10 protein-coding genes are annotated in these 12,980 nt (G+C 30.6%); 6 read left to right on the plus strand and 4 right to left on the minus strand.

The genetic code is table 11. The features are described from left to right. Position 1: 1 nt before the first annotated feature. Complete coding sequence (locus ACQ65T_RS07945) at positions 2 to 970, minus strand: transporter (protein ID WP_430400551.1); 969 nt, start codon at positions 968 to 970, stop codon at positions 2 to 4. A gap of 107 nt (positions 971 to 1,077) precedes the next feature. On the opposite strand from ACQ65T_RS07945, the gene ACQ65T_RS07950 reads away from it, so the two are divergent. From ACQ65T_RS07950 to ACQ65T_RS07960, 3 genes are all read left to right on the plus strand, one after another. Beyond that, a complete protein-coding gene (locus ACQ65T_RS07950) occupies positions 1,078 to 1,341 on the plus strand; it encodes a DUF4834 domain-containing protein (protein WP_430400552.1) in 264 nt (87 codons plus the stop codon). A gap of 86 nt (positions 1,342 to 1,427) precedes the next feature. Then, positions 1,428 to 3,875, plus strand: coding sequence for a YfhO family protein (locus ACQ65T_RS07955; RefSeq protein ID WP_430400553.1), 2,448 nt, complete (start codon positions 1,428 to 1,430; stop codon positions 3,873 to 3,875). Between the two features lie 2 nt (positions 3,876 to 3,877). Further along, a complete protein-coding gene (locus ACQ65T_RS07960; protein ID WP_430401344.1) occupies positions 3,878 to 5,173 on the plus strand; it encodes a glycosyltransferase family 4 protein in 1,296 nt (431 codons plus the stop codon). 78 nt (positions 5,174 to 5,251) lie between these two features. On the opposite strand, the gene ACQ65T_RS07965 is transcribed toward ACQ65T_RS07960, so the two are convergent. Next, entirely contained in the window at positions 5,252 to 5,932 is a 681-nt protein-coding gene (locus ACQ65T_RS07965) for a hypothetical protein (RefSeq protein ID WP_430400554.1), read from the minus strand. A 257-nt stretch (positions 5,933 to 6,189) separates the two neighbouring features. On the opposite strand from ACQ65T_RS07965, the gene ACQ65T_RS07970 reads away from it, so the two are divergent. Beyond that, positions 6,190 to 6,750, plus strand: a complete 561-nt coding sequence (locus ACQ65T_RS07970; RefSeq protein ID WP_430400555.1) for a Smr/MutS family protein — start codon at positions 6,190 to 6,192, stop codon at positions 6,748 to 6,750. A 51-nt stretch (positions 6,751 to 6,801) separates the two neighbouring features. Here ACQ65T_RS07970 and ACQ65T_RS07975 read toward each other — a convergent pair whose 3' ends face one another. Next, on the minus strand, positions 6,802 to 7,305 hold the full coding sequence (locus ACQ65T_RS07975) for a hypothetical protein (protein ID WP_430400556.1): 504 nt from the start codon (positions 7,303 to 7,305) through the stop codon (positions 6,802 to 6,804). 106 nt (positions 7,306 to 7,411) lie between these two features. Between ACQ65T_RS07975 and ACQ65T_RS07980 the strand changes: the two genes are divergently transcribed. Beyond that, the gene (locus ACQ65T_RS07980) at positions 7,412 to 9,202 is read left to right on the plus strand and encodes an MFS transporter (RefSeq protein WP_430400557.1); all 1,791 of its coding nucleotides are present in this window, start codon (positions 7,412 to 7,414) and stop codon (positions 9,200 to 9,202) included. Between the two features lie 103 nt (positions 9,203 to 9,305). Further along, positions 9,306 to 10,430: a cysteine desulfurase family protein gene (locus ACQ65T_RS07985; RefSeq protein WP_430400558.1), complete on the plus strand. Its 1,125-nt coding sequence runs from the start codon at positions 9,306 to 9,308 to the stop codon at positions 10,428 to 10,430. 47 nt (positions 10,431 to 10,477) lie between these two features. Here the strand turns inward: ACQ65T_RS07985 and ACQ65T_RS07990 are convergent, their stop codons facing one another. Continuing rightward, entirely contained in the window at positions 10,478 to 12,883 is a 2,406-nt protein-coding gene (locus ACQ65T_RS07990; RefSeq protein ID WP_430400559.1) for an alpha-ketoacid dehydrogenase subunit alpha/beta, read from the minus strand. Between the last annotated feature and the right edge of the window lie 97 nt (positions 12,884 to 12,980).

Consider the following 12,980-nt stretch of genomic DNA (forward strand, 5'->3'; position numbering starts at 1 on the left):
CTTATTCTAAGTCTACTGCGTCTTTCCTTTTCTTAGATTCTTTTTCTCCTTTTTTCTTCATTTTTTTATCCATTTTACTGCCGTTATCTTTTTCTAATTTCACTTCTTCATAGTTTTCAGCAAACCTCCAAGAAAAACCAACTCCAAAATTCATTAATCCAGGTGTATTTTTAAAATTTTTACCAAAAGAAGCATCAATTTGCATGTTTTTATGAAATAAGTACGCAGCACCAATTCTAAACAAACCATCTGAATAATAATTACCGTTATATCCCTGATTTTCAATAAAACCAGACCATTCTGCATTAAATCCTCTAGTAAGAGTTAAAACATAATTAATACTAGCAAATTCGCTTCCTATTTTATCATACATTAAGTTTGTAACTAATACCCATCGACTGCCAAAATGATTTTGTGCAATTAACATGGCTTTTGGACTAATTTTTGAATCTAAAACATCATTTGGTGCATAATTGAAAGGGTTGTCTGAAAAATTTAAATTTACTCCTGCATAAACTGCTACCGCAGGATATAATTGTCTCCATTTAAAACTATGATTTGCTTTCCAGCTGTATAGATTTGGTTTTTCTTCGTAATTTTTAAATGGATCATACACTAAATATTTTGCTCCTAAAATTGTTTTTTTTAACGCGCTTCTATTCTGATCTCCAAATGAAGAAGTTAGTTTGTCATTTTGATATTGAAATTCAGCAATTAATTCTAATTCTTCAAAAAATAACCCCCATCTTAAATCTAACTCTGCAATAAAACCATTTGCTTTATAGTTTAAGCTATTATGATCTTCATTATTGTAATATAATCCTGTTTCTGCTTGAATTACAGATTTACCAACAGCAAATGCCATCATAGACCTTCCAGGTCGGTTTGAATTAATTTCATCTGTAAATTGAGCAAATTGAACCTGATATGTCATCAAGAATAAGAAGGCTATTAATTTAGAATATTTCATAAGTGTTTAATTTATCTTCCAAAAATACATTTTTATAATAATTTTAAGAAACAATACTATGTAAATCTCGACATATATCTATAAATTTGAATTTTAAAATTATGAATATGGAAATGGCATCATTTGCTGGTTTTGTTAAAACCTTAGTTTACATAGTATTGTTTTATTATCTGTTTAAATTCTTGGCTCGAATTTTCGCACCTATTATAATGCAAAAAGCAATGAATAAAGTACAACAGAAAATGCATGAACAAGCTCAGCAACAACAAAATTATACAAATCATCACTCTCAAAATCAAAATTCGAAAACAGAAATACCTCGAGAAAAGAAAAAAGTTGGAGATTATGTAGATTATGAAGAAGTTGATTAAAAACTTTAATTATCATAAAAAAAGGATATTGTTTCAATATCCTTTTTTTATTTACCTTAGCATTTTAATAAAAACACTATTTTTAAATGAAAAAATTCCAAGCGTTATTGCCGCATATTGCTGCAATTATAGGATTTGTTTTAGTTTCAGTTATTTATTTTCATCCTATTTTAAAAGGTGATAAAATTTATCAATCTGATATTGCTCAATATACAGGAATGGCTAAAGAGCAAAATGATTTTAGAAAAGAAACTGAATCTGAACCATATTGGACTAATAGTGCATTTGGTGGAATGCCCACCTATCAACTAGGTGCAAATTATCCTCACAATTATATTAAAAAATTAGATTCAGTTCTACGTTTTTTACCAAGACCTGCAGATTATTTATTTTTATATTTTTTAGGGTTTTATATTTTATTAATGGTATTGAAAATCGATCCATTGAAAGCCTTTTTTGGTGCTTTGGCTTTTGGTTTTTCAACTTACTTAATTATAATTCTAGGTGTAGGACATAATGCAAAAGCACATGCTATCGCTTATATGCCAATGGTTTTAGCGGGTGTTTTTTTAGTGTTTCAAAGTAGATATCTTTTGGGTGGAATTTTAACCATGATTGCAGCTGCTTTAGAAATTCAAGCGAATCACTTTCAAATGACTTATTATTTATTACTGTTATTATTAATTGTAGGAGGTTTTTATACCTTCCAATTTATTAAAGAAAAATCGTACAAAGAGTTAGGGAAATCTGTTTTAGTATTTATAATCGCTGGTGTTCTTGCTATAGGCGCAAATGCTACAAATTTATTAGCAACATCCGAATATGCTAAATTTTCAACAAGAAGCAATAGTGAGCTTAGCTATGAGTCAGATGGTAAAAAGAAAGATTCTGATAATGCTATGAGTTATGAATACATAACAGAATACAGTTATGGTAAAGCAGAAAGTTTAAATCTATTAGCGCCTAGAATTTTTGGGGGTTCTAATCATGAAGATTTAGGTGTAGATTCTGAAATGTATAAATATATTACTGCTCAAGGTGTTCCACCTTATGAAGCTGTTAATTTAGTAAAACAAATGCCTACTTATTGGGGTGATCAGCCTATTGTTGCAGCTCCAGCATATATTGGTATAATTGTTTTCTTTTTTGCAGTGCTTTCATTCTTTGATGAAAAAAAGAAAATCAATTATATATTATTATCGGGCGTTCTTTTTTCTCTGTTTTTATCTTGGGGTAAAAACTTCAGTATTATGACTAACTTTTTTATTGATTTTATACCAATGTATAATAAGTTTAGAGCTGTTTCTTCAATTCAAGTATTACTAGAATTATGTATACCGGTTTTAGCCGTTCTAGGTTTTTATAACTATTTTAAAATGGAAGATGAGAAAAAATGGGATGCATTGTGGAAAACAGGAGCAATTGTAATCGGAGTTTTAGTTTTATTATTATTTGGCAAATCATTATTTGATTTTTCAGGAGTTAACGATGACTACTATCTTCAATCTTATGGGCCAGAATTCATGCAAGCTTTAAAAGAAGATAGGTCTTCTTTATACACATCAGATGTTTTTCGATCTATAATGCTTGTAATAGCTGTTTTTGGAATCTTGTATTTATACATAAAAAAGACTTTTAAGCCTCTAGTAGCTGTTGTTTTAGTAGGAGTATTAATGTGTGGAGATTTATTCTTCATTGCAAAAAATTACGTAAATAAAGAAAGTTTTGTCAACGCAAACGAAATGGAAGTTCCTTTTCAACCTTCAACAGCTGACATGCAAATTCTGCAAGACACAACGCATTATAGGGTTTTTGAAGTTGCAGGAAATATGAGTAATGCAAGAACATCATATTTTCATAAATCAATTGGTGGTTATCATGCAGCAAAGCCAAGAAGAATGCAGCAATTATTTGATTATCAAATTGCTAATAATAACGTTGGTGTTTTAAATATGTTGAATGTGAAATATATTATTCAAAGCAACGAACAAGGACAACAATTTGCAATGAATAATGCTTTTGCTAATGGAAACGCTTGGTTTATTGAGAAAATTAAATTTGTCAATTCTGCTGATGAAGAAATGAAAGCTTTAGATAGTTTAGATACTAAAAATGAAGGGGTGATTTCTAAAGAGAATAGTGAAATATACTTACATAGTTTAACAACCAATCCTATAAGTAAACTTACTAATACTGAATTCAAAAAAGACTCATTAGCTTCAATAAAACTTGATTTATACAAGCCGAATCATTTAAAATACACTTCAAAAAATTCAAATGAAGGATTTGCTGTTTTTTCTGAAATGTATTATAATAATGGATGGACAGCTACAATAGACGGAAAAGAATCTCCTATTTACAATGTAAATTACGTTTTAAGAGGGTTACAAGTTCCTGCCGGAAAACATACAATTGAATTTAAGTTTGAGCCTGAAGTGGTAAAAACGGGAAGTACTATTGCTTTAATGAGTTCAATAGGAATGGTTTTATTGGTAATTGGTGGCTTGTATTTTGAGAATAAGAAAAATAAATAGTTATTAGTTCTCCCAAAAAAATACTCATAGTTTCTTATTATTGGCCACCAGCAGGTGGACCAGGAGTGCAGCGTTGGTTGAAATTTGTAAAATATTTACCAGATTTTGGTTACGAACCACATGTTTACATTCCTGAGAACCCAACATACCCTTTATTAGATGAGAAGTTATTGAGTGAAGTATCAGAGAAAGCAATTATTGTAAAAAACAAAATCTTTGAACCGTATGGTTTTGCTTCTGTTTTTTCGAAAAAGAAAACAAAAGACATTAGTTCAGGGATAATTCCCAATAAAAAGAAACAATCATTTGTTGAAAAAGCAATGCTTTGGATTCGTGGAAATATTTTTATTCCGGATGCACGCATATTTTGGGTAAAACCTTCTATTCTTTTTTTGAGAAAATATTTAGTAGAAAATAATATTGATACTGTAATTACAACAGGACCACCTCATAGTCTGCATTTAATTGGTCTGCAATTAAAAAAGGAAATGCATATCAATTGGATAACAGATTTTAGAGACCCTTGGACAACTATTGGTTATCATAAAGAATTAAAATTGAGTAATTGGGCAGCAAAGACGCATAAAAAATTAGAAAAAGAAGTATTAAATAGTTGTGATTCAATCATTGTTACTTCTCCAACTACAAAAAAAGAGTTTGAAGCTATTACGTTAAAGCCTATTTCTGTAATTACAAACGGTTACGATGAAGAAAAAACAATTAAAAGAGATAGAGACGAAAAATTCACTTTAGCTCATATAGGCTCGTTGCTATCAGAAAGAAATCCCTTGATCTTATGGAGGGTTTTAAATGAGTTAGTTGCTGAAAACGCTTTATTTGCTTCTCATTTTGAGATTAAATTAATTGGCGCAGTTAGTAACGAAGTTGTTTCTTCTATAAAAGAGCATGGTTTAGAAAAGTATATGAATTTAATGGGATATGTATCTCATGAAACAGCATTACAAGAACAAAAATCTTCACAAATTTTATTACTTATTGAAATTAATTCTCCTGAAACAAAATGTATTATTCCTGGGAAGTTGTTCGAATATATAGTTTCTGAGCGACCAATTTTAGCTTTAGGTCCGGTAGGAGCTGATTTTGAAGAAATTATCAAATCGACAAATACTGGTGTTTTCTTTACTTACAATGAAAAAGAAGCTTTAAAAAGTCAAATTTCTATTTATTTTGAATCTTTTTTAATGAAAAACTTAAGTGTTCATGCAGTAGGTTTGCAAAAATATAGCAGAAAATCGCTCACTGGAGATTTGGCTCGTTTGTTGAATTCTGATTCATAAAAAATCCTGCTTCACTTCTTAGTTCCACAGGACTTTTAAACAAACCAACCAACTTTACTAACATTACGTAGTAATTTTTTACTTCTTTTTTATTTCTTCTATATCTTCTTTAGACATTTTAGCTTTTGTACCGTCTTTTTTATAGTAATAATAATCTTCATCATTATCATCGTTCCCATAGTCATCATTATAGTTGTTACCATATCCATGGCTATTATTGCCTCTTGGGTTGTAGTTGTAATGAGTACTGTAGTGGTTTACAAATCCTACAATATCAATAATGTGACCTCTTCTGTTATAGATGATTTTTAAACCACCTACTTGTGTTAAAGTAAAGCTATTGTATCTCATGTATACATTACCAATTCTTTTTACTCTTCCATAAGCGTCATAATTGACAAATGCATTTCCCACTCTTCTAACGCGCCCCATATAATCGTGTTCAATTCTAATTCCTCTATCTCTAGGCCCATAATTAGAATATGTTCCTGGAGCTCCATATGTATTGTTTATTGAACCTCTTCTCGGTCTAGGATTTGCGCTATAATGATTAGAAGCTGTATTGAAATCAAACTCTCCGTTTGGAAAAACATAAAATTCAACTCCTCTTTCTAAAAATACAATTGGTTCTGCATCTCTGTAGTCTACATAGTATCTACCTCTTCCTTCATCATCAGTTAAAACCTTTTTATCTGATGCTTTTGCCATATTCATTCCGAAGAATAATATTCCTGCAACTAAAAATGTAATTTTTTTCATGATACAATAATTTAAAGGTTAAACTTAAAACTCTTTTTTTGAGTTCCTTGATTTGATATATCCAATATGCGTGCCAAAAATAAATGAGTTTCAAATAAATCATTTTTATTTTGCCATAAAATGATTTAAGAAGAGGTAGAGTAGAAGTGTAAAAAAGTTTACTATTTTAAAAATAGAGAGACAAAAATTATGTTCTTGTTTTAACTTTTTTATCTTTGAATAAGTAACGATAAAGAATTTTTTTAATAGTTTGATGTATGCATAATTTTGAAATAGGAGATAAAGTTTCGGTATTAGATGAAGATATAGATGGAGTAGTTTTAAAAATTAAAGATACATCTATTACTATAGAAACAATTGATGGATTTGTGATGACTTATTTTGTCAATGAATTAATTAAAATAAACAATATCAATCATTTAAACAATGTATTCTCGTCTAAAAGTTTAACTTCTGTTTTAAATGATAAAGCGGAGAAAAAAAAACGTTATTTTGTAAAAGAGAAGAAAAACAAGAAGGATGAGTTTGTTTTAGAGGTTGATTTACATATTGAAAAATTAGTCAAAAACTTCCGAGGATTATCTAATTTTGAGATATTAAATATTCAAATGGATAATGCAAAAGGTCAATTAGAATTTGCAATTCGAAAGCGTATGCCAAAACTTGTTTTTATTCATGGAGTTGGTGAAGGAGTTTTGAAATCAGAGTTAGAATTTTTATTTTCTAAGTATGATGGAATTACATTTAAAGAAGCTAGTTATCAAAAATATGGTGTCGGTGCAACTGAAGTTTATATTAAACAAAGTTTAAATAGATAATAAAAAAAGCTCCAAGATTTCTTGGAGCTTTTTTTAAAAATTTAAAAGTTATTAAAGATCAGTTTCGTAATCTCCAAAAATATATGATGTAAAACTAAAAGTGTTATCAGGATTTGAAAAGCTAACATTTTCAAATGTTATATTATGTGTATATCCTATAATAGTAATTCCGTCAGTATCAAAAACTTCATCAGTCTCTATTAATATTTTACCACCGGTTGCGTTCCATTCTTTATTTACAACTGGACTCGCAGGCGGAATTATAGAACAAATAGTTGTTGAAGTTAGATTTGCAGAATATTTTCTATAAATAACTCTATTTGTAGAATTGATTGAAACTTCTCTTGGAGTACCGTCTGGAGTTACTGTGTTTACAAAATTACTTTCTGAAATGTCTATTAATAATAACTCGTCATTTTTAATTTTAAAAATCAAATTATTGTCAGAACATTTTTGAACACTTTGGGTCTCAAAAGCAAAAGATTGTAATGTAATGTCTCCATCATCACATGAAAATAAAAAAATAGTAAGTACTAGAGCAAAAAACTTCTTCATATTTAGATTCTAAATTTATAGCAAATTTAAACGAATAATTTTATTTAAACTAAAATGTTTGTTAAATGCTAAAAATACTATCTTTAGGCTTTAAAAAAATAATTGTATGAATTCAAACAACTCTAACTTAAATCAAACAAATTACCCAGCATTATATACATTAATTACGGTATTTTTCTTTTGGGGATTTATCGCAGCTGGAAATAGTATTTTTATTCCATTTTGTAAGCATTACTTTAGTTTGGATCAATTTCAATCACAATTAATTGACTTTGCTTTTTATACAGCTTACTACTTAGGCGCTTTGATTTTATTTGTTTTAGGTACTGCAAAAAATAGTGATATTGTTAGTTCTTGGGGGTATAAAAAAAGTATTGTTTACGGTTTGTTGTTTTCGGCTCTTGGTGCAGGAGCTATGATTTTGGCAGTTCAAGCTAATTTATATGTTGGAATGTTAGCAGGATTGTTTATTGTTGCTTTAGGTTTTTCATTGCAACAAACAGCTGCAAATCCATTTGCTATTTTATTAGGAAACCCTAAAACAGGAGCGAGTAGAGTAAATTTAGGAGGCGGAATTAATTCTTTCGGAACCATGATAGGTCCTATATTAGTTGGTTTTGCTCTTTTTGGTTCAGCTGTTTCTATTACTGATGAACAAATAGCAAGTTTAGAATTGAATAAAGTTATTTATTTATATGTTGGAGTTGGGTTATTGTTTTTGGCTTCGGCAGCGTTGTTTTATTTCTCAAAGAAAGTACCTGCGGGAATTTCTAAAGAACCAATGGAAAAAGCAGATAAAGCTTTAAAAACTCTAGTTGTAATGACTATTTTATTAGGGGTTATGTTTGTCCCAGTTTTTCAAAGTTATAAAAGTGATGACGCAAAAGTAATACAAACTATTGAATATGAATTAAAAGCGGCTAAAACACCTGTAAATCATTCAAAATTAAAAGATTTTAGCGGTGATCAACTTTCGGCCTATTTAAGCGATTTAAAATCGAAAGAAGGTAAACTATCTGTTTTAAAAACAAAAATTGAAAATAAGAGGATGTATTGGTTATTTGGAGCGCTTTTAGTGGTTCTTGGGGGTATATTCTTTTCTTATTTTTCTTCGCAAAAAAAATCAGAAGGTTGGGGGGCTATGCAATACCCTCAATTGGTTCTAGGTATGCTAGCAATATTTACATATGTTGGAGTTGAGGTTGCTATAGGAAGTAATTTAGGTGAATTATTAAAGTTAGAAAGTTTTGGAGGTTTGCAATCTTCTGAAATAGCTCCTTATATATCAATGTATTGGGGAAGTTTGATGATAGGTCGCTGGGCAGGAGCCATTAATGCTTTCAATCTATCAGGAATGAGAAAGACTTTAGCATTAATTATAGTTCCACTTATAGCTTTTGTAGTTATTTTATTTGTGAATATTGTTTCGGGTAAAGACATGAAACCACTATACTATTACGTTGTTTGTGTGTTTTTACAAATATTGGCTTTCTTCTTAACCAAAGATAAACCCGCTCGTACTTTAATCATTTTTGGATTATTTGGTATTGTAGCAATGATATTAGGTTTGTTTTCAACTGGAACAACTGCTATTTATGCATTCTTATCTGGTGGTTTAGCTTGTAGTATTATGTGGCCATCTATTTTTAGTTTGTCAATTCTAGGATTAGGAAAATATACATCTCAAGGGTCTGCTTTTTTAATCATGATGATTTTAGGTGGAGGTATCATCCCGCCAATTCAAGGAAAATTAGCAGATATTATTGGAATCCATCAATCGTATATTATTGCTGTAGTTTGTTTTGGATATCTAACTCTATTTGCATTTTTAGTAAAGGGTATACTTAAAAAGCAAGGTATCGATGTAGATACTATTGAGACGGAAGGTTCACATTAATAAATATATCAAATTGAAAAGCGAGAAGTTGACTTCTCACTTTTTTAGTTTAACAGATTTAATATAACTTACTTTCTTATCTTTGTTTTTTGAAAATAAAAACATGAAAAAAATATATTTAGACAATGCAGCAACTACTCCTCTTTATCCAGAGGTTATTGATGCTATGGTGTCTGTTTTGCAAAATGATTTTGGTAATCCTTCATCTACACATAGTTATGGAAGAAGTGCTAAAAATTTGCTTGAAACAGCACGTAAAAGCATTGCTAAAAGATTGCATGTACTGGCTTCAGAGCTTATTTTTACTGCTCACGCTACCGAAGCGACTAATCTAATTTTACAAAGTGCAGTACAAGATTTAGGGATTAAAAGAATCATTACTTCAAAAATTGAACACCACGCTACTTTACATACCATTCTGCATTTAGAAAAAACAAACAATATTGAAGTTGTATATATTAACATTCTTCCTACCGGATTAATAGATTATCTGCATTTGGCAAAATTACTTCATGAAGTAAAACCAACTTTAGTTTCTTTAATGCATGTAAATAATGAAATTGGAACTATTTTAGATGTTGATAGAGTAGGGAAGTTATGTGTTGCTGCCAAAGCTTTATTTCATTGCGACACTGTTCAGTCTATTGGGAAAATTGATTTAAATTTACATGAATTACCAATTGATTTTGCAGTTGCAACAGCGCATAAATTTCACGGCCCAAAAGGAATTGGTTTTGCCTATATTAAAAAGGGTTTAGCTATTCAACCAATGATTTATGGTGGAGAGCAAGAAAAAGGTCTTCGTGCTGGAACAGAAGCTGTGCATCAAGTAGTAGGAATGGCAAAGGCTTTAGAGGTTTCTTTGGATAATTTAGATGAAAATAAAAAGACAATAATGGATTTACAATCGTATTGTTTGTCAACATTATTGTCTGTTTTTCCAAACTTAAAAGTGAATGGGACCAATACATTATATAATATTTTAAATGTAATGTTACCAATTGATGCTTCTAAAGCGTCTATGTTACTTTTTGCCTTAGATATGAAAGGAATTGCTGTTTCAAGAGGAAGCGCTTGCCAGAGTGGAAGTATCAAGCCTTCACATGTTTTAGCTGAATTTTTAAATGAAGAAGAACAAAAGTTTCCTAATTTAAGAATTTCATTCAGTCAGTTTAACACTAGAGAAGAAATCGATTATTTTATTGAAGTTTTAAAAGAGATTAAATAAGAAAAGGCCTTTAATTAAAGGCCTTTTCTTATTTAATAAAGTTCATATTAATATAAACTAGGATATTTTGAAGGATTTGTTTCATTCATTATAGCATAAACTTTTTCAAAAATATCTTCTGCACTTGGTTTAGAAAAATAATCACCATCAGTTCCATAGGCAGGTCTATGCGCTTGTGAAGCTAATGTTTGTGGTTCACTATCTAAATGTTTGTATGCTTTTTGGTTTTCAATAATTTCTTGTAAAATAAATGCACTTGCTCCACCAGGAACATCTTCGTCAATTACTAATAAACGGTTTGTTTTAGCTACTGATTTAACAATATCATGGTTAATGTCGAAAGGTAATAATGATTGAATGTCAATAATTTCAGCGCTTATTCCAACAGATTCTAATTCATTTGCAGCTTGTTCAACTAATCGAAGTGTTGATCCGTATGATACTAAAGTAATATCAGTACCTTGTTTTATAGTTTCAACAACTCCAATAGGGGTTTTAAATTCGCCTAAGTTAGTTGGCATTTTTTCTTTTAATCGATAGCCGTTTAAACATTCAATTACTAAGGCAGGTTCGTCAGTTTCTAACAAAGTATTGTAGAACCCTGCTGCTTTAGTCATATTTCTTGGGACTAAAACGTGAATTCCTCGAATTGCATTAATAATCATTCCCATAGGAGAACCAGAATGCCAAACACCTTCTAATCGATGTCCACGAGTTCTTATAATCAAAGGCGCTTTTTGTCTTCCGTTTGTTCTGTATTGTAAAGTAGCTAAATCATCACTCATGATTTGGATAGCATACAATAAATAATCTAAATACTGAATTTCAGCAATTGGACGTAAACCTCTCATGGCCATTCCAATCCCTTGTCCAAGAATTGTAGCCTCACGAATTCCTGCATCGGAAACACGAAATTCTCCGTATTTTTCTTGCATTCCTTCTAAACCTTGGTTAACATCACCAATATTACCTGAATCCTCTCCAAAAATCAATGTTTCTGGATATTTTGAAAAAATGGCATCGAAATTATCACGTAATACTAAACGAGCATCAACGTCTTCTGCAGTTTCATCATATGATGGTTTAACCTCTTTTACTGATGCTACATTTTTATCTGATTGAGAAAATAAATGCGAACTGAATTTTGGTTGTATCTTATTGGTATAAGTAGTAATCCAAGCTGCTAATTGAGTTTTTCCGCTTTCTTTTACAATTAAGCGCAATACTTTTCGAGCGGTTGTTAAGATTTCTTTACGAATGGGCTCTTTGATTGAAGCTAAATCGTTTGAGTATTTTTCGATAAATATTTTATTTGGACTTGAAGCTGCAATTGAATTTAGAATACTAACCAACTCTTGCTGTTCTGCTTTAAATTGTGCAGTGAAAGCTGACCATGCCGCTTTCTTACCGTCTAAAACTTCTTTCTTAGAAGCATTGTCTATTTCGCTTAATTCTTCTTCATTTGCAATATTATTTGCTATCATCCAAAGGCGCATTTGAGCTAAACAATCGTATTCCGCTTCCCAAGCTAAACGATCTGCATTTTTATATCTTTCATGACTCCCTGAAGTAGAATGTCCTTGTGGTTGTGTTAGCTCATTAACATGAATTAATACAGGAACATGCTCTGTACGTGCAATTTTTGATGCTTTTTGGTATGTTTCTACCAATGCTGGGTAATCCCAACCTTTAACACGTAAAATTTCGTAACCATTTGTATCTTCTTCTCTATGGAAACCTTTTAAAATTTCCGAAATATTCTCTTTAGTAGTTTGATGACGAGCATGAACAGAAATTCCGTATTCGTCGTCCCAAACACTCATTACCATTGGTACTTGTAATACTCCAGCAGCATTGATTGTTTCAAAAAACAATCCTTCTGAAGTAGAAGCGTTACCTATTGTTCCCCAAGCGACTTCATTTCCTTCATTTGAAAAGTTAGTGTGATTTTCTAGGCCTTTTACGTTTCTAAATATTTTAGAAGCTTGAGCTAAACCTAATAAACGTGGCATTTGACCTGCTGTAGGTGATATATCTGCACTTGAATTTTTTTGAGCGGTTAAATTGTTCCAATTTCCATTTTCATCTAAACTATGGGTCGCAAAATGTCCTCCCATTTGTCTTCCTGCGCTCATTGGATCAAAGCTAATATCAGTATGACCATACAATCCTGCGAAAAATTGTTCAATATTCAAGGCTCCAATAGCCATCATAAATGTTTGGTCACGATAATAACCAGAACGAAAATCTCCATTTTGAAAGGCTTTTGCTAGAGCAAGTTGAGGAACTTCTTTCCCGTCTCCAAATATTCCAAATTTTGCTTTACCAGTTAAAACTTCCCTACGTCCTAAAAGGCTACATTCTCTACTTACTGTAGCAATTTTGTAATCACTCAAGACTTCTTTCTTGAAATCTTCAAAAGATAAAGTTTCTTTAGTCGCAGTTTTGTTCATAGTATGAATTATTTGATATTTTACAAATGTAATTAATTAGAAGATATAAAGCAATATGAAACAAAACTCTAGATTAAGAATTGTTAATTGTTCATTA

This window comes from Flavobacterium sp., from assembly GCF_965284515.1.
Lineage (GTDB): Bacteria > Bacteroidota > Bacteroidia > Flavobacteriales > Flavobacteriaceae > Flavobacterium.

Bases quoted from the DNA above. Each gene is read 5' to 3' on its own strand.
- ACQ65T_RS07970 (WP_430400555.1), top strand. From the start codon at position 6,190: ATGCATAATTTTGAAATAGGAGATAAAGTTTCGGTATTAGATGAAGAT.
- ACQ65T_RS07980 (WP_430400557.1), top strand. From the start codon at position 7,412: ATGAATTCAAACAACTCTAACTTAAATCAAACAAATTACCCAGCATTA.
- ACQ65T_RS07985 (WP_430400558.1), top strand. From the start codon at position 9,306: ATGAAAAAAATATATTTAGACAATGCAGCAACTACTCCTCTTTATCCA.
- ACQ65T_RS07945 (WP_430400551.1), bottom strand. From the start codon at position 970: ATGAAATATTCTAAATTAATAGCCTTCTTATTCTTGATGACATATCAG.
- ACQ65T_RS07955 (WP_430400553.1), top strand. From the start codon at position 1,428: ATGAAAAAATTCCAAGCGTTATTGCCGCATATTGCTGCAATTATAGGA.
- ACQ65T_RS07975 (WP_430400556.1), bottom strand. From the start codon at position 7,305: ATGAAGAAGTTTTTTGCTCTAGTACTTACTATTTTTTTATTTTCATGT.
- ACQ65T_RS07965 (WP_430400554.1), bottom strand. From the start codon at position 5,932: ATGAAAAAAATTACATTTTTAGTTGCAGGAATATTATTCTTCGGAATG.
- ACQ65T_RS07950 (WP_430400552.1), top strand. From the start codon at position 1,078: ATGGAAATGGCATCATTTGCTGGTTTTGTTAAAACCTTAGTTTACATA.
- ACQ65T_RS07990 (WP_430400559.1), bottom strand. From the start codon at position 12,883: ATGAACAAAACTGCGACTAAAGAAACTTTATCTTTTGAAGATTTCAAG.